General features: G+C 67.6%; 14 protein-coding genes. 3 read left to right on the top strand and 11 right to left on the bottom strand.

Features of this window, described 5'->3' with window-relative positions; translation table 11 throughout:
- Nucleotides 1–9 precede the first annotated feature (9 nt).
- From ACVILH_RS03565 to ACVILH_RS03545, 5 genes are all read right to left on the bottom strand, one after another.
- Entirely contained in the window at nucleotides 10–1269 is a 1260-nt protein-coding gene (locus tag ACVILH_RS03565) for an Hsp70 family protein (protein ID WP_456711646.1), read from the bottom strand.
- A 125-nt stretch (nucleotides 1270–1394) separates the two neighbouring features.
- Nucleotides 1395–2018, bottom strand: coding sequence for a peptide chain release factor H (gene prfH, locus ACVILH_RS03560; RefSeq protein ID WP_456711645.1), 624 nt, complete (start codon nucleotides 2016–2018; stop codon nucleotides 1395–1397).
- Nucleotides 2015–3154: an RNA ligase RtcB family protein gene (locus tag ACVILH_RS03555; RefSeq protein ID WP_456711644.1), complete on the bottom strand. Its 1140-nt coding sequence runs from the start codon at nucleotides 3152–3154 to the stop codon at nucleotides 2015–2017. The genes prfH and ACVILH_RS03555 overlap by 4 nt, the downstream gene beginning before the upstream one ends.
- 471 nt (nucleotides 3155–3625) lie before the next feature.
- Entirely contained in the window at nucleotides 3626–3925 is a 300-nt protein-coding gene (locus ACVILH_RS03550; protein WP_456711643.1) for a hypothetical protein, read from the bottom strand.
- Nucleotides 3926–3939: 14 nt separating this feature from the next.
- On the bottom strand, nucleotides 3940–4923 hold the full coding sequence (locus ACVILH_RS03545; protein WP_456711642.1) for a phosphotransferase enzyme family protein: 984 nt from the start codon (nucleotides 4921–4923) through the stop codon (nucleotides 3940–3942).
- A gap of 819 nt (nucleotides 4924–5742) precedes the next feature.
- Here ACVILH_RS03545 and ACVILH_RS03540 point away from each other — a divergent pair.
- Nucleotides 5743–7143: an MgtC/SapB family protein gene (locus ACVILH_RS03540; protein WP_456711641.1), complete on the top strand. Its 1401-nt coding sequence runs from the start codon at nucleotides 5743–5745 to the stop codon at nucleotides 7141–7143.
- On the opposite strand, the gene ACVILH_RS03535 is transcribed toward ACVILH_RS03540, so the two are convergent.
- The 5 genes from ACVILH_RS03535 to ACVILH_RS03515 form a co-directional block, all read right to left on the bottom strand.
- Nucleotides 7029–8987 (bottom strand): putative bifunctional diguanylate cyclase/phosphodiesterase, encoded by a 1959-nt coding sequence (locus tag ACVILH_RS03535; protein WP_456711640.1) that lies wholly within the window; start codon nucleotides 8985–8987, stop codon nucleotides 7029–7031. The two genes, ACVILH_RS03540 and ACVILH_RS03535, sit on opposite strands and share 115 nt — an antisense overlap.
- 213 nt (nucleotides 8988–9200) lie before the next feature.
- The gene (locus ACVILH_RS03530; RefSeq protein WP_006610584.1) at nucleotides 9201–9758 is read right to left on the bottom strand and encodes an HNH endonuclease; all 558 of its coding nucleotides are present in this window, start codon (nucleotides 9756–9758) and stop codon (nucleotides 9201–9203) included.
- 192 nt (nucleotides 9759–9950) lie between these two features.
- Nucleotides 9951–10922, bottom strand: coding sequence for a peptidyl-alpha-hydroxyglycine alpha-amidating lyase family protein (locus ACVILH_RS03525; protein WP_456711639.1), 972 nt, complete (start codon nucleotides 10920–10922; stop codon nucleotides 9951–9953).
- A gap of 69 nt (nucleotides 10923–10991) precedes the next feature.
- Nucleotides 10992–12083, bottom strand: coding sequence for a DUF2855 family protein (locus ACVILH_RS03520; RefSeq protein ID WP_456711638.1), 1092 nt, complete (start codon nucleotides 12081–12083; stop codon nucleotides 10992–10994).
- 105 nt (nucleotides 12084–12188) lie between these two features.
- Nucleotides 12189–12842, bottom strand: a complete 654-nt coding sequence (locus ACVILH_RS03515; protein ID WP_456711637.1) for a DNA-3-methyladenine glycosylase family protein — start codon at nucleotides 12840–12842, stop codon at nucleotides 12189–12191.
- A 126-nt stretch (nucleotides 12843–12968) separates the two neighbouring features.
- On the opposite strand from ACVILH_RS03515, the gene gluQRS reads away from it, so the two are divergent.
- Nucleotides 12969–13838 carry a tRNA glutamyl-Q(34) synthetase GluQRS gene (gluQRS, locus tag ACVILH_RS03510; protein ID WP_456711636.1) on the top strand — a complete coding sequence of 290 codons (870 nt, stop codon included), beginning with the start codon at nucleotides 12969–12971 and terminating at the stop codon, nucleotides 13836–13838.
- A gap of 561 nt (nucleotides 13839–14399) precedes the next feature.
- Nucleotides 14400–15545, top strand: a complete 1146-nt coding sequence (locus ACVILH_RS03505; protein ID WP_456716862.1) for an ATP-binding protein — start codon at nucleotides 14400–14402, stop codon at nucleotides 15543–15545.
- On the opposite strand, the gene ACVILH_RS03500 is transcribed toward ACVILH_RS03505, so the two are convergent.
- A complete protein-coding gene (locus tag ACVILH_RS03500; RefSeq protein WP_456711635.1) occupies nucleotides 15472–16365 on the bottom strand; it encodes a YihY/virulence factor BrkB family protein in 894 nt (297 codons plus the stop codon). The genes ACVILH_RS03505 and ACVILH_RS03500 overlap by 74 nt on opposite strands.
- Nucleotides 16366–16442 lie beyond the last annotated feature (77 nt).

Raw genomic sequence — 16442 nt, 5'->3', positions numbered from 1 at the left:
GCGGAGCCTTCAGCTGAACTTGCGCCGCGCATCGAGCGACAGCCCGATGCCGACGCTGCCGAGCAGGTCGGTCTCGGCCACGCGCGCCGCCGGAAACAGCGTCAGGATCCCCTCGCGCAGCGCCGGCACCATGCTCGAGCCGCCGGTGAGAAAGATCGTGTTGATGGCGGCGGCCTCGACTGCGGCGTCATCCAGCAGCGTGGTGACGGTGCGGACAACGCGCTCGACGGAATCGGCGATGGCGCGGTCGAAATCCTTGCGCGTGAACTTGATGCGCGCCCAATCGTCCTTCTCCGACAGCACCGAGGTTAGCGACTTCGCCGATGTCAGCGCGATCTTGACCTGCTCGACGCCGATCGCGAGCGTATGGCCGCGATGCTCCTCCACCACCTTGATGAAGCGGTCGACGAGGTCGCGCCGCTCGGCCTCGTAGCGGATCTGGCGCAGCTCGTGGATCACGCCCTTCTTGTAGAGCTGGTTGATGCGGTGCCAGGTCGCGAGCTCGTGGTAGTACGCGGTCGGCAGCTCGCGCTTGCCGTCGGCGGTGAGGCTGCCATAGCCGAGATGCGGCATGACGCTTTTGAGGCTCAGCAGCCGGTCGAAATCGGTGCCGCCGATATGGATGCCGCCATTGGCGAGGATGTCGTCCTCGCGGTCCGCCTTGCCGCGCCGCTCCGGCGAGACGCGCACGATCGAGAAGTCCGAGGTGCCGCCGCCGATGTCGACGATCAGCACCAGCTCCTCGCGGTTCACCTGCTGCTCATAGTCGAGCGCGGCGGCGATCGGCTCGTACTGGAAAGCGATGTGCTTGAAACCCTGCTCGCGCGCGATCCCCTCCAGCGCGCTCTGCGCCTCGGCATCGGCCGCATCGTCCTTGTCGACGAAGCGCACGGGGCGGCCGAGCACGACCTGGCTGACCTCATGGCCGAGCCGCGTCTCGATCTGCATCTTCAGATGCGCGAAGAAGAAGCCGAGAATGCCGGAGAACGGCACCGGCTTCTGCCGGATATAGGTCTTCTCATGGATCAGCGCGGTGCCGAGAATGCTCTTCAGCGCGCGCATGAAGCGCCCGTCATGCCCGGTCAGATAGCGCTCGATCGCGGCGCGCCCGAACTGCACGCCGTGATCCTCGAAATCGAAGAACATCGCGCTCGGCAGGGTGCGCTGCTCGCCCTCCAGGGGGATGAGCTGCGCGGAGGCGTGATCGCTGAGGCCGACCGTCGTATTCGAAGTGCCGAAGTCGATGCCGCAATGGGCCGCTGCCGCCATGCTCGTCTCGTTGATGTCTTGGGGGCGGTCCGCTTAGCCGTTTCGCAGCGCAATGTCATGTGCGAATGTGAGGCATGAGGGGCGGCGTGAAGCGGCCAGGAGGTTCACTCCTGGCCGCTTCTCGTTTACCCCGCCGGCCTGAACGCTGGCCCCTCGAAGCGCAAGCCGGCTGCGCCGCGCGCGATGCGATCATGCGCAGCGTGGATCAATCGCGCCTCGCCAGCCTCGGCCACGCGTGCGTGGCCATCGAGCAAGGCAGCGAGACGGGCGAGCGCGACAGCCTTGTTGCGATGCTGGGAGCGGCCGTCGCGGGCGATCGCGGTGAGGCCGCTCGGCAGATGCACGGCGGGCACCGCGCTCTCGGTCTTGTTCTGGTGCTGGCCGCCCGGGCCGCCGGCGCGGAAGCTCTCGAAGCGGACGTCGGCCGCCGCCAACGCCGGCACCATTTGCGGCAGCGGCAGATCGACCACGCCGACGAACCAGTTCTTGCGGCCGTGATGCGGCCGCAGCGGACTGCGGCAGACCCAGAGCAGCGAGCCCCGGGTCCAGCGCTGCGCGAGCGCGTCGGCGCCAGGCCCGTCCAGCACGACAACGGCGCTGGCCGGTCCGTGACGATCCGCCTCTCCTGGCGCAATCGCGCAATCGCAATCCGCAGCCTCCGCTTCGGCTGCGAGCCGGGTGAGCGCATGCGCGACCGCGATCCGGCATTCCGCCGGACCACGTCCCGAGGTGAGGAGAAGCCGTCTCATCGGCGGTCCTCCTTGTGTCGCCGCTCGGTGGCGATCTTCTTCACCGTCACCAGCGGCCGGAAGCTGGCCACGACGCGCGCCAGCCCGAACGCTTCGAGATCGGCGATCACGCCTGCGATCGGCTTGTAGGCTTCCGGCGCCTCCTCGGCGAGCAGTGCGCGGTCCTCGCAGATCACGCGGCCGCCGAACGGATTGCGCGCCAGCCGCTCGCGATCTGATTTGGTGGCTCCGACCCGGCCGATCATCGACGACCGGTCGAACTTGCGCCCCGCGCCATGCGCGATCGACCACAGCGCCTCCTTCGGCGCCGTCGCCAGCGGTGCGACCAGATAGGACAGCGCGCCGCGCGAGCCCGGCACGACGACGAGCCCCTGGTCGGAGGGAGCCGCGCCCTTCCGGTGCAGCACGCCCTCGCTGCGATGAACCACGCAATTATGCGAGCACTCGCAGACAGGGTTGGCCTCGCAACGCAACGCCGATGCCGCACGCCGTGCGATGACGTCGCGGTTGAGCCGTGCCCAACGCAGCGCATGGTCGTGCGCCGCGAGATAGGACTGGCCTTCCGCGCTGTCAGGCGCGAGCGGCTTCAGGCCATCAGCGACATGCCGTTCGAGCAGCGCATGGCCGAGGCCGCGCGAGCCCGAATGCACCAGCAGGAAAGCGCGATCGCGATCGATGCCGGCCGTTTCATCGAACACTTGCTCGACCGCCTGCAATTCACAGAAGTGATTGCCGCCGCCGATCGTGCCGAGCGACGCGTCGAGGTCGGACGGCGCGAGGTCACGCGCTGCAAGCTCGCCAGCGATGTCGCCGTCATACGGCTTGGCGACATCGCGCAGCCGGTCGGCCGCCTTGTCGACGCGAATGCGGCGCGAAGCGAGATCGAGCTGATACAGCGCCATGCCGCAGCCGGCGTCGGAGCCGACGAAGGCGGGGTGAATGTGGTCGGCGAGGATGGCGCAGCCGACGGGACCGAACTTGCCGGGATGCAGATCCGGCAGGCCGGCGACCGCGCGCACGCCGTCGAGATCAGCCACCGTTTCGAGCTGGCGCACGGCGGCGCCCTCGATCCAGGAGCTGGACGAGTAGAAGCCGTGGACCGGCGCACGGCCGTCCACGCGATGGGAATTGCCCATGTGAGTACCTTGGAGAAAGACAGGAGATGTGGTCTGGGACTAACAGCGCGCGCGAACGCACGCAGGCCGACCTGCACCCCGCCTCACGCGAGGATCAGGCCCGGCGGCTCCTGGCGGAGCAACGGATGATCGCAGTCATCGTCTTTCTCCTCATGCAGCGGAGCGGAATGCTCGACACCGGCGGCGTACTAATCACATCGATGATGGATTGACAATGGCCCGTGATCGGCTGAGTTGCCGGCTGTGGCCGCCGCGACACGGCCGGCCAGCGAAGCTATCCTAGCGAACAATCCTGCTGATGAGTTACTCCCTCATGCCCGGGCTTGTCCCGGGCATCCACGTCGTTCTCAGGATGCTGGACGACGTGGATGGCCGGGACAAGCCCGGCCATGACGGTGTGGAAAGAGACAAACACAAACTGCGATCGTCATATGCGATAGCCATGCAAGGCAGCGGGATGGAGCCTGTGCTTCAGTGATTGTCGTTCGCCGTCCTGCTCGCGGCCTCCGCGATACCGGCGCTGATCAGTTCCGAGGCCCGCGTGTTCATCGAACCCTTAGGTTGCTTGAGGTAGATGAGGCTGAGCTGCGCCTCCAGACGCGCAAGCCAAATCCTTCGCGCCTCGACCGGCCAGATCGTGCCGGATCGCGGCAGTTCTGCAAGCAGATCGATGATCGTGGGATCAAGCTGGCTGAGGTCGGTAAGGTCAGTGCTCATCGTGTCGCCCCGGACAATAGCGGCAGCATAGGCCGGGCTGGGAAGCCGGATCAATGGCTCTCATGTGCTCAGACCAGCCGATCAGCAAGTTGCTCCGCCTCCCATCCTTCGAGAAAGTCACGCTGCTGCGTCACCCAGCGGATGTTCTCGCTGCCCCATTCGGGTGCGCGGCTGGCCTGCTCGCCCATCAGCCAGATGTGCCTGACGATCACGAAGGCATGAGCGGCCTCGAGGTCCGCGGCCGAGATCGGGCGGACAGAGCGGTAGCCGTCCACGAAGGCGTGCCACGCCGCATGGAAGCGCCGGCCGAACGACAGCTTCGCCCACAGGAAGACCGAGAGATCGTAGGCCAGATAGCCGGGGCCGCCGTCGTCGAAGTCGAAGAACACGGCCGTGCCGTCGGCGCTGATACGCGCATTGAAGCCATGGCAGTCGCCGTGACAATGCGTCCACGTCAGACCTTGCATCGCCTCGATCCGCGCGGCGGTTCGGGCCGCGACGCCCTCGAGAAAGCCGCCGTCCTCGGCATCGATCAGGCGGCAGAGCTGTTGAACGCGCGCGAGCGGCCGATGCAGCAGATGATCGAGATCCAGCCGGTAGAGCGGCGCTTCCGCGCGATAGCACGACGCCGCATCGTGAATCCTGGCCAGCGTCACGCCGTTGGCGCGCGCATCGCTTGGCGAGGCGACGTCCGGGGCCCGGCCCTCGATCGCGTGAAACAGCACGCCTTCCCGCGAGCCTTCCGCCGCCTCGCCGTGCACGAACAGCGCGCCGTCGCGGGCCGGACTCGCGGCGGCCACCGGCACGCCGCAGCGCGCGAGATGCGCAAGGAAGTCGGTCTCGGTGCGGACATCGGCAGGGCCGCGGGCGCGGTGCTGCGACAGGCGGAGGACGTAGCGGTCGCCGCTGGCCGCAGTGATCAGATAGACGTCGTTGAAGCCGCGGTTCATCAGGCGGCAGGTGAGCGGCTCTGGCAGCGCATAGTGTTTTGCGACGAAACGGGCGACGCTCTCAGTATCGTTCGTCGTGTAGATCGGCTCGAAGTCAGCCACGGCGCGCATTCCGGAACGTGAGGACGAGGGCATCCTAAGCCGCTGCGGCACGTCAGGGAAGCTATCGCGCGCACTCGCCATTGGCGGACGACGGCGTCTGCCGGTTGTCCCTCGCTGCCCGTCGCCCAAATCATGCGGCGTTTGCGCGCGCAATCAGCCGTCGCTGTCCAGTGCCTCGGCGAAAAATATTCATGTTTCGCTTTTTCGGAATCTATGCCTATCTTCCCCCCCATCCCGTCCCATGCAGAGGGGCGTACGCGTCGTCACGATACGTAGAGGCGGGGAGTGGTGGCCGCGGGCCTGTCAGTGCGCTGATGCGCAGGACGACTGGCAGCTCGCGGACGGTCAAGCCGTGTGGTCCTGGCGCCCCGAAGCTGGCGTCAAGTTCGTGACGGTCGTGCGATGACAATCGTGCGTCGTCGCGCCGATGACGGGGGCAAACAAGCCGGTCCCCGAGGAGAGCGCGGAGCAGCCGTTCCAACCATCGCGCAGGGAAGGCCGGGTCGTGCCGGCTGATCCTGTGGTTCCTGCCCCGTGCACTTTTCTCCGCACGGGGGCCACGGGCCTCAGTCGAGGCTCGGTCTTCCCTGCACCCTCTCGTCTCAAGAGGGGGATCGATCAGCGCAGCTCGGGCCGCTTGGGCCGCGAGAGCGCGAAGGCGTGTCCAGATATCTGCGCAGGATCTCGTCATGGATATGCTGATATGGATCAGCGCGTCGTCGCGCCCTCACGCTAACCCGCCAGAAAGCGTGATGCGGATGTATCAGGAGCCCCGCTATTCCCCGCGCTGGCGAAACGTTGTGATGCAGGATCGAATCGATGCCGGAGATCATGAGCCGCAGCCCCGAGATCGTCGCGATCGCCGTCGCACTCGGCATCGGCCTGCTGATCGGGCTGGAGCGCGAGCGCCGCAAGGGCGAGGGGCCGGGGCGCTCGCCAGCCGGCCTGCGCACCTTCGCTGCGGCCTCGCTGGCGGGCGCGATCAGCATGCTCGCCGGCGGCAAGCTGCTGCTTACGGTCGTCGCGGCCGGCATCATGGGTCTGATCGCGATCGCCTATCTGCGCTCGCGCAGCGACGATCCCGGATTGACGTCGGAGACGGCGCTGATCCTGACCGTGCTGCTCGGCGGCCTCGCCACCGAGCGGCCTGCCTTGGCCGCAGGCGTCGCTGTCGTGCTGGCCGTATTGCTGGCGGCGCGGCCGGTGCTGCACGGCTTCGTCCGCTCGGTGCTCAGCGAGAGCGAGCTCAAAGACGGGCTGATCTTCGCCGCGGCGACGCTCGTGGTGCTGCCGCTGCTGCCCGATCAGCCGGTCGGTCCGTTCGGTGCGCTCAATCCGCGCAGCATCTGGATGCTGGTCGTGCTGATGATGGCGATCGGTGCCGCGGGACATGTCGCGATGCGGCTGCTCGGCGCGCGCGGCGGCCTTGCCGTCTCCGGCTTCGCCTCGGGCTTCGTCTCCAGCACCGCGACGATCGGTGCGATGGGCGCGCGGGCGCGCAAGGCGCCGGAGCTCGGCGGTGCCGCAGCCGCCGGCGCGACGCTGTCCACCGTCGCGACCATCGTGCAACTCGCGGCGGTGCTGGCGGCGACGAGCCTGCCGGCGCTGCAATCATTGCTAATTCCGCTGCTGTGCGCCGGCGGCGCCGCCGTGATCTATGGAGTGATCTTCACGATCATCGGACTGCGGCAGAGCGGCGCGGCGGACCTGCCGCCCGGACACGCCTTCAGCCTGCCGGGCGCTTTGCTGTTGGCGCTGACGATCTCGGCGGTGCTGGTGCTGTCAGCCGGCTTGCGCGAGGCGTTCGGCGAAGCCGGCTTGGTGGTGAGCGCGGCGGTCGCCGGTCTCGTCGATACGCACGCGCCGGCGGTCGCCGCAGCAACGCTGGTGGCGTCCGGCAAGATCGGCGCGGCTGACGCGGTGGTGCCGATCCTGGCGGCGTTGTCGGCGAACACGATCAGCAAGATCGTGGTGGCCTGGACCAGCGGCGGCTCATCCTTTGCGCTGCGGCTGATCCCCGGCCTGATCCTCGTCATTGCCGCCGCATGGGCCGGTGCCTTCGCGCCGGGAGCTTACGCATGTGCTGCCGCCATGACGGGGTGCAGTCACGCGCTGCGCGGCAGCGGCTCGACGGCGGCGGTCGCGTTGCGGTGCTGGACCAGCCAGGCGATCGCGTCGTCCTCCTTCATCGGCTTGCCGTACAGCCAGCCCTGGCCATAGGAGCAGCCGAGCATGCGCAGGCACTGCGCGTCCTCCTCGCGCTCGACTCCCTCGGCGATGATGCGATGGCCGAGCGGCAGCGCCACCGCGGTGATGGCGGCGACGAGCTGCTGGTCCCGGCGATTGCCGGCGATCCCGTCGATGAAGGAGCGGTCGATCTTGATGGTGTCGATCTCGACCGCCATCAGATTGGCGATCGAGGAATGGCCGACGCCGAAATCGTCGATCGCGAGCGCGAAGCCGTGCTCGTCGATCAGCTTGAGCTCGTCGGCGCAGCGCTTGGGATCGAACATCGCCTCCTCGGTCACCTCGATCTCGATCCGCTTGGGATCGACGCCATAGCGCTCGGTGACCAGCTTGAGCGTCTGCGCCGGCGAGTGGATCGGAAACTCGCGCGGCGAGACGTTGATCGAGACGCGGATGCCGTGCGCCTTCTTGCGGTCGAGCGCCCGCAGGAACGCGCAGACCCGCTCGCCGACGAACTCGGTGAGCTGGCCGGACAGCCGCAGCCGGATCGCGGCGGAGACGATGTCCGGCGGCGGGATCATTCCGGCGCAAGGATGCTTCCAGCGCAGCAGCGCCTCGAAGCCGATCACCTCGCAGGTCGCCATCGCGACCTGCGGCTGGAATTCGACATGCAGCTCGCGCCGCGCCAGCGCGGTCGCCAGCTCGACATCGAGCCGGCGCTGCATCGTCAGCGCCGATTGCATCCGGTCGTCGAACACCCGCATGCAGGCGCGGCCGTCGTCCTTGGCACGGTACAGCGCGGCGTCGGCGCGGGCGGAGAGCTCCTCGATGTCGATGGCGCCGTCCGCCTGCGCGGCAATGCCGATCGAGCAGCTGACGCTCAAGGGCTGGCCCGCAATCAGCACCGGCCGCAGCAGCGCCGCCATCAGCCGCTCGCCCAGCGCCACGGCCCGGGCGGCGACGTCCTTGCCTTGCAGCACGACGATGAACTCGTCGCCGCCGAGCCGCACCGGCAGATCGTCCTCGCCGCACGCCGACCGCAGCAGCGCCGCGACCGTCTGCAGCACGCGGTCGCCGGCATCGTGGCCGCGGGTGTCGTTGATGGTCTTGAAGTTGTCGACGTCGAACAGCACGAACGCCACGCCATGGCCGGCGGCGCAGGCCGCGCCCGCGGCGGTGCGGAAGTGGCTGCGGTTGGCGAGGCCGGTCAGCGAATCCATCCGCACCAGGCGCTCGAGCGTATGATTGACCGAGGCCAGCGATTCCGCCAGCTCCGTTGCCGCAATGGTCGTGCTGTGGCTGGCGATGAAATTGCGCTCGCCGAGCCGGGCCGCGCGGAACAGCATCACGGTCAGGAACGCGATGTCGGCGGCGACGATGTAGCCGACGTCGCCGCCGGACAGCAGCATGCGCAGCACCGTCGCGCCCATCAGCGGCGCGCCGAAGGCGATCGCCATCGGCGAATAAGCGAGACTCTGGATGATCGCGCCGGTCGTCGTGCCGGCCATGATGAAGACGACGTCGTTGACGTTGTGGGCCTGCGTGAAGGCCGGCAGGCCGAGCGGGACCACCGACCACAGCAATCCGCTGGCGAACGCCATGATTGTCAGGCCGCGCAGCACGCGGTGCGGATGGCGCTCGATCTTTCCCGAGGATTTCAGGTGCGAGACCCACCCGGCCCGCAGCACGGCAAAGGCCACCGCCGCGGCAAGCCACCACAGGATCGGCGTGCTGCCCTCCCGCAGATAGATCAGCAGCGCGAGCGAGATTGCGATGGCGACGTTGGCGAACAGCGTGAGCGCGATGTTCTGCAGCGAGCTCGCCGCCTGGGCCTTCGCGAGCGCCGCCGCCTTGGTGTCGGTGGAAGCGGTCTGCATGCGAAGCGGATGGCCCTGTCGATCGATGGTGGGAACGGGCCAGCCTTGTCGGCGGCCCTTCCGCGTGAGCATGCTGAACAGGGGCCTAAGACCGGGTTAATCCGCCGGATAATACCGCTTATGGTTGACGGCCCGGATCCCGCCGGTCGGCGGGCGACAGACGATCAGCATGGTGGCCAAGACGCCATCGAACGAGCGGGACCGTGCAATCCGCTACGGATCCAGCTCGGTGTCCCAATAGAGATAGTCCAGCCAGCTGTCGTGCAGGTAGTTCGGCGGGAACAGCCGACCGTTGCGATGGAGCTGGTGGACGGTGGGCGCGTAGGGCGCCTGCTTGGGGAACATCTTGGCCTGCTGCGGCGTCAGATTGCCCTTCTTCAGATTGCAGGGCGAGCAGGCGGCGACGACGTTTTCCCAGGTGGTCTGGCCACCCTTGCTGCGGGGGATGACGTGGTCGAAGGTCAGGTCGTCGCCGGAGTGGCAGTACTGGCAGGCGAAGCGGTCGCGGAGGAAGACGTTGAAGCGGGTGAAGGCCGGATGCGTCGACGGCTTCACGAAGGATTTCAGCGACACCACGCTGGGGAGCTGGATCTCGAACGATGGACTTCGGATCGCCCTGTCGTAGTACTCGACAATATTGACGCGATCGAGGAACACCGCCTTGATCGCGTCTTGCCACGACCAGAGAGACAGCGGGTAGTAACTCAGCGGCCGGAAGTCCGCGTTCAGCACCAACACCGGCCAACCGCCTTGCGAGACATGTGCGTTCAAGTAACGCTCCTGGCCTCCATAACGGCTGCGAAGCAGCATGCCCTCACATACTACATGCAGCGTGACGGGATTGTGAAGCCCCAAGAATGGCTTGACATCACTTCTCCCGCCTTTCGAAGGTCGGTCCAAAGCGCGTCGAAAGCATGGCGTTGCAGCGCTCCGCCGCAGTGCAACTCAGTTGCAGAAGGGACCTCAGGCCGGCACCCGTTCCAGCTTCTGCAAGCAGCGGTGGATGTTGACCTCGGCCGGCATCGGCTGGCCGGGAAAGCTCGTGCTCCAATTGGTGACGCCGACCTCGCCGACATAGATGTCGCCGCGGCTGTCGATCGCGAGCCCATGCGGCGCGAGAAAACGCCCTGTTTGCAGGCCCGGACCGTGCTCGCCGCCGAGCCGCGCCAGCCGCTTGCCGGTGGAGTCGGTGATCGTCAGCCGCGGCCCGAGATTGGGAACGTTAAGATTGACCGGCAGGCCCGGGCCGAGCTCGCCGATGATGAAGGTCTTGCGCTTGGCCCCGCAGGCGCACAGCGCGCAGGGCCGGTGCAGGTTGTTCCACTGCGTCTCGTAGCGGCCGTCGGAATCGAAGATCTGGATGCGGTGGTTCTCACGATCGGCGACGTAGACGAAGCCGTCGGCATCGGTCGCAATGTTGTGAACGATGTTGAACTGCCCGGGATCGGATCCCGGCTCGCCCCAGCTCCTGATCAGCTTACCCTCGGGCGTGTATTTGTGAACCCGCGCATTGCCATAGCCGTCGGAGACGTAGATCTCGCCGGACGGCGACAGCGCGGTATGGGTGCAGCGGTTGAACGGCTCGCCGCTCATGAACGGCGTGGGCCGCTCCGGCAGGCCGATCGTCAGCAGCACCTTGCCGTCGACGGTGCACTTGCGCACGGTGTGGTCGCCGTCATCGGTGCAGTAGAGATTATCGTCCGCATCGATCGACAGACCATGCGCGCGGCTGAACAGGCCTTCGCCCCAACTGCGCAGAAAATTGCCGTCGCGATCGAACACGATCATCGGATGGGCGCCGCGATTGAACGCGTAGACGCGATCCTTGCTGTCGACGGCGACCGCGGCGACGTCGGTCAGAGCCCAGCCGTCCGGCAGCTTCGCCCAGTGCTTGACGACGCGATAGGTGTGGTCGCCGGTCCCGAGATGAGGCATCGCCTTTGTTCCCCATGCAAGCTGCGTGTGCGCAACGCTACACGGGTTCGGCCGCCGGCGGAAACCCGCTCAGCTCGCCATCGACAGCATGTGCGCCTCATGCGGCGGGATGCGCCCCTGCAAGGTATCGAGATAGACCCGCTGCACGGCCTCCGGCCCGCGTCCCTCCGTTATGGTCAGCCGGCCGTCGAGGCGCGGGGCGAAGTCGCGCCACGCCGCGCCGAGCCGCGTCTCGATGCCGCCCGGTCCCCACTCCTTGGCGCGCTTCCTGATCTGGTCGGGCGCGAAGAACCAGGTGGGCCTCGCGCCGGGCAGGGGTTCGGCATCGTCGCTGCCGTCCTGATGGGTCAGGCCGACGCGGCCGGAATAGACCAGATGATCGCCGAAATGCCGATGCAGCGCGGTGCGCAGGCGCGCGTTGCCGGCCATGTCGACGAACGCCACGCGAGCGGCGGCATCGAGGCTGTCCACAGCATCATAGGTCACGACCTCGTCGTAGCAGCCGAGCGAACGGACGAACGCCGTGTTCGCCGGCGAGGTCAGGCCGACGACGCGAATGCCCCGGCGTTGCGTCTGCAGCAGGTGCGCAAGCCCGAACGCGGTCTTGCTCGAGGCCGACGACAGGATCACCATCGACGCGCCGAAATGCGCCTGCTCGGCGAGAGCGTCGTCGACCAGGAACGACAGCATGAACAGCGGACGCAGCAGCGCCTGGTAGTCGCCTTGTCGGCCGCTGAAGGCGGGATCGTCCCCGATCCGCGCATAGGCGTTGTAGACCGGGGCCACGCCCTGGCGGTGCGCGGCGGCATCGCGCAGGCTGCGCTTGCTGACATCGGCCGCTTCGATGAGGAGATGCGTCGCCATCGGAAAGTAGCCGAACAGGCGCTCGCCTTCTGCAATTGCTGGATTGCGCGAGGCGATCACGTCGCCGAAGCCCCAGACCGGAATGATGCCGAAGCCGGCGGGGGCAGGAAACAGCTGCCAATATTTCAGCGGCTCGCCGAGCAGCGCATAGGTGATGTTGTTGGCGGTGAAGGCGAAGCGGTCGACCTTGACCAGCAGCGCATCTGCGGGAAGCGCATCGCCCTCGGGCAGCTCGGTGACGATCGTCCGGCACGTCTTGAGGTCGTTGCGTGCAACGATGAAGTCGGTCGATGGCATGGTGATGACCTCGGGTGTTGGTGGATGTCTTACATGCGATCCTGGCCGGCATCGATGACCGTTTTGCAACCCCAACTTTGTTTCAAACGGCGTTCGCGGATGTTGTTAGTTCGCCGAAGCGATGACGCCCTCGCGGCTCTTGATCACGCGATAATAGCTCCACCACAGATGCGCCGCGGCGCCGCGCAGCGGCCGCCAGGCTTCGGCCAGCGGCATCATCTGCTTGGCGGTCGGTCGCGCGCTGAGGCCGAGCCCGACCTTCACCGCCTCCTGCACGGCGAGATCGCCCGCCGGCCAGGCGTCGCCATGGCCGAGACAAAACAGCAGATAGACGTCGGCCGTCCACGGCCCGATGCCGGGCAGGGCGGTCAAGGTGGCGTGTGCTGCATCGGCGTCCTCATTGGCGAGCACGTCGAGGCTCAGCCGCCCGGCACCGAGCTCGCGCGCGATGTGCTTCAGCGTCTTGATCTTGGCCGCGGAGAGCCCGAGGCGCCCCAGCCGGTCGGCGCGGGCGCGGCGGATCGCCTCGGCCTCGAACGGATCGAACGCCGCCTGCAGCCGGCCCCAGATCGCCGCAGCGCTGGCCGTGGAGAGCTGCTGGCCGCAGACGATGTGGGCGATCCCCGCAAAGCCGGGCTCGCGCCGCCGCAGCGCCGGCATGCCGGTGACCTCCAGGATCGGCGCAAGCCGCGGATCCTGCTTGACGAGGTCGCGGATCGCACCCTCGAGAACGGCCTGGCTGTCGAGATGGAGGGTCATCGTACGAAGGCTTCCTGCATCGTCATGCGTGGGCTTGACCCGCGCATCCATCTCGGATCGAAGGTGCCCGCGAAGGAGCATGAGTGTCGGATCACGCGAGCTCAAGTCCTGCAAGGACGATATGCCATGCCACCCGTTTTCCGATTTGCCCCGAGCCCCAACGGCTACCTCCATCTCGGCCACGCCTATTCCGCGCTGCTGAACTTCCGACGTGCGCAAGAGACCGGTGGCCGGCTCCTGCTGCGCATCGAGGACATCGACCCGACGCGCTGCCGCCCTGACTATGAGCAGGCGATCTGCGAGGATCTCGACTGGCTCGGCATCGCCTGGGAGCAGCCGGTGCGGCGGCAATCGCAGCATGTTGCCGAGTATGGCGCCGCGCTGGCGCGGTTGCAGGCGATGGAACTGGTCTATCCGAGCTTCGAGAGCCGGGCCGAGATCGCGCGGCTGGTGGCGCAACGGGACGGCGACGGCGGCTGGCCGCGCGATCCCGATGGGGCGCCGCTCTATCCGGGACACGCCAGAATGCTCTCTGAAGCGCAGCGTGCAGAGCTGATGGCGGGCGGGGCGCCCTATGCGTTGCGGCTGGACATGGCCGCGGCGGTCGCGCGCGCCGGCCGGCTGAGCTGGGATGAGGCCGGCAGCGGACCTGATGGCGAGACGGGCACGGTGGAAGCGAGGCCGGAGGCCTGGGGCGACGTCATCCTGGCGCGCAAGGAAACGCCCACCAGCTACCATGTGTCCGTGGTCGTGGATGACGCGCTCCAGGGTGTGACCGAGGTGGTGCGCGGCCAGGACCTGTTTCATGCCACCAGCGTGCACCGGCTGTTGCAGGTCCTGCTCGGCCTGCCGGCGCCGGCCTATCGGCACCACCAACTGATTCGCGACGCGCAGGGCCATAAGCTGTCCAAGTCCACCCAGGCGACGGGTTTGCGCATATTGCGCGCGGAAGGCGTCTCGCCGGCGGAAATCCGACACAGGATCGGCTTGGTCTAGCCGCCTCCTGTCGCAAGTCCCGGCGTCTGCGAATGTTTCCGGCGGGGACAACCTCCGGGGCATCGTGACACCCGGAAACGACCGTGCCATGCTGCTCAATGGCGCGGGATATCGGGAGCTTCAATCGAAAGCGGCACGACGAGACATGACAGTAGCAGTGCCCCTTCGTTTGTCGGAGTTCATGTCACAGGGGCCATGATGAAGCGCGTTCGGAAGATGAGTACGGGGCGCCGGGCCCGCCCGGACAAGCCGGCTGCGCCGCGGCCATCCACCGCGGCCAAGGCGCGCGGAGGCAAGACGGCCGCTGCCAGGACGCCATCGTCGAAAGCAGGAAAGCCGAAGACGCCGGCGGCGCAGGCTGCGCCCGCCAAGGAGCAGACGAGGCAGCGGACGAAGGAGCGCGCGAAGGCGCGGCCGCTGCAGAAGCATGTTCCTCAGGTCACGGCACCGGCTGGGGCGCGACGGCGGACAGCCAAGCCGCCAGCGACGAAGGCGGTCGCGGCAAATCCCGTGCCCAGGAGTGGCGCAGCCGCGCCGGGGCCAGGCGTGGTCGAGGCGGCGCTGGCGGTGTTCGCGCATGAGGTGCGCACGCCCCTGACCGGCATTCTGGCCATCAGCGACCTGCTCGCCACCTCCGAGCTCGGCGAGCGCGAGCGACGCTGGGTCGATACGATCAAGGCCGGGGCAGAGCATCTGTCGAGCCTGGCGACGCTGTTCGTCGATGCCGCCAAGGACGAGACCACCGGCGCGATCCTGCGCGAGGATCTGTTCGACCTGCGCGTGCTGGCGCGCGCGGCGGGCGACTCATTGTCCGGCCGGGCCGCTGCGAAGGGGCTGGAGGCACGGGTCGTGGTCTCCGATGCGCTGCCGGGACTCGTGATCGGCGACCCCGTTCGGCTGCGCGCGGCGCTCGAAAACCTGATCGACAATGCGGTGAAGTTCACCGAGCAGGGCGGCGTCGGGCTGGAGATCGCCCTGGCCGGGAAGGCTGGTCGCGGCGGCAAGGGGGTGAAGGGGACGGCCAAAGGCAGGGTCGCGGTGGCCTTCCGCGTCTCGGATTCCGGCATCGGCCTGACGCTTCAGGAGATCAAGCGGCTGTTCCGCCCGTTCAGCCAGGCCAATGTCTCGATCGCCTCACGGTTCGGCGGCGCCGGCCTCGGCCTGTCCTCGGTCCGGCAGCTTGCGCGCGCGATGGGCGGCGACGTCGCGGTCACGCCGCATGAGGGCGGCGGGACGACCTTCACGCTGACCGTCACCTTGATGATCGCGGCCGCGCCGCTCGCGACCGTAGGCGGTGGTGAGGACGGGGTGACGCTCGCACCGACGCGGCCGCTGCGCATCCTCGGCGTGGAAGACAACCCGTTCGGCCGCGTGGTGCTCAACACCATCCTCAACGAGCTTGGCCACCAGGCCGAGTTCATCGGCCGCGGCGAGGCCGCGCCGGAGCGGGTCGCCACAGGCCATTACGACGCCGTGCTGATGGACATGGTGCTGCCGGGCATCACCGGCGTCGAGGCGATCGCGCAGATCCGCGCCCTCGGTGCCCCGCATGGCGACATCCCGATCATCGGCGTGTCCGGGCGTGGCGAGGACGAGGCGGCCTCGCGCGCCGCAGGCGCCGATGCGTTCCTGCTCAAGCCCGTTTCGCCGCGGGCTCTAGCGACTGCGCTTCTTGCAGCGACACACCGCGCGGCAGCCGCGACTTGATGATCGATGCGTTGAGTTCGCCGCCATAGACGAAGATCGCGGCGATGAAATACAGGAACACCAGCGCGATGATCACCGAGGCGAGCCCTGCATACATCGTGACGTAGTTGTTGGCGAAGCGCGCCAGATACTGGCCGAACACGATGCCCGACACCAGCGAGGCCACGAAGGTGAAGACGATGCCGGGCATGATCTGCATGAAGCTGCGCCGCCCCGCCGGCAGCCAGGCATGCAGGATGAACAGCGCGACGATGAGTGCGCTGATGGTGATGCCGTAGCGCGACAGGTTGACGAAGCGCTCATTGGCCTCGACCGCCAGCGGCAGATAGCGCCGGGCCGTCGCCAGCATCAGCGGGCCGAGCACGATCAGGAACGACATCGCGAGCGCCGTGACGGCGGCGACCAGGGTGTAGCCGATCGATTCCAGCCGCAGCCAGTACCAGCGGCGCTGCTCGATGACGCCATAGGCGCGGTTGAGCGCGACCCGCAGCGCCTCAACGCCGTTCGAGGCGAAGTAGACCGCGAGCACGGCGCCGATCGTCAGCGCGTCGGTCCGGGTCGTGGTCAGCACGTCGTGGATCTCGCCGGTCAGCGCGTCCGCGACCTGGGCCGGCCAGGTCTCGAGGATCAGGCCGGCGGCCTGGTCGGCAAGGTCCTTGGAGCCGAGGAAGCCGGCCAGCGAGGTCAGCACGATCAGGAACGGAAACAGCGCCATCAGGGTCGACAGCGCGATATGGCTAGCGATCGCCCAGCCGTCGTCGGCGAGGAAGGTGTAGAACGCATCCATGACGACGTGGAAGATGGTGCGAAGCGCCTTCACTTGTCCCTGCACTCCGCAACGGAATTGGCCTGATACAATCCAATAATACGGTGCCAAAAGCCAGCGGTTGCAGGGGC

The organism is Bradyrhizobium sp. USDA 4353 (assembly GCF_054063215.1).
The sequence above is the reverse complement of the archived record's forward strand: the minus strand, read 5'-3'. Positions and strand labels throughout refer to the sequence as shown.

Bases quoted from the DNA above. Each gene is read 5' to 3' on its own strand.
- ACVILH_RS03565 (WP_456711646.1), bottom strand. From the start codon at position 1,269: ATGGCGGCAGCGGCCCATTGCGGCATCGACTTCGGCACTTCGAATACG.
- ACVILH_RS03520 (WP_456711638.1), bottom strand. From the start codon at position 12,083: ATGCCATCGACCGACTTCATCGTTGCACGCAACGACCTCAAGACGTGC.
- ACVILH_RS03525 (WP_456711639.1), bottom strand. From the start codon at position 10,922: ATGCCTCATCTCGGGACCGGCGACCACACCTATCGCGTCGTCAAGCAC.
- prfH (WP_456711645.1), bottom strand. From the start codon at position 2,018: ATGAGACGGCTTCTCCTCACCTCGGGACGTGGTCCGGCGGAATGCCGG.
- ACVILH_RS03555 (WP_456711644.1), bottom strand. From the start codon at position 3,154: ATGGGCAATTCCCATCGCGTGGACGGCCGTGCGCCGGTCCACGGCTTC.
- ACVILH_RS03540 (WP_456711641.1), top strand. From the start codon at position 5,743: ATGCCGGAGATCATGAGCCGCAGCCCCGAGATCGTCGCGATCGCCGTC.
- ACVILH_RS03535 (WP_456711640.1), bottom strand. From the start codon at position 8,987: ATGCAGACCGCTTCCACCGACACCAAGGCGGCGGCGCTCGCGAAGGCC.
- ACVILH_RS03515 (WP_456711637.1), bottom strand. From the start codon at position 12,842: ATGACCCTCCATCTCGACAGCCAGGCCGTTCTCGAGGGTGCGATCCGC.
- gluQRS (WP_456711636.1), top strand. From the start codon at position 12,969: ATGCCACCCGTTTTCCGATTTGCCCCGAGCCCCAACGGCTACCTCCAT.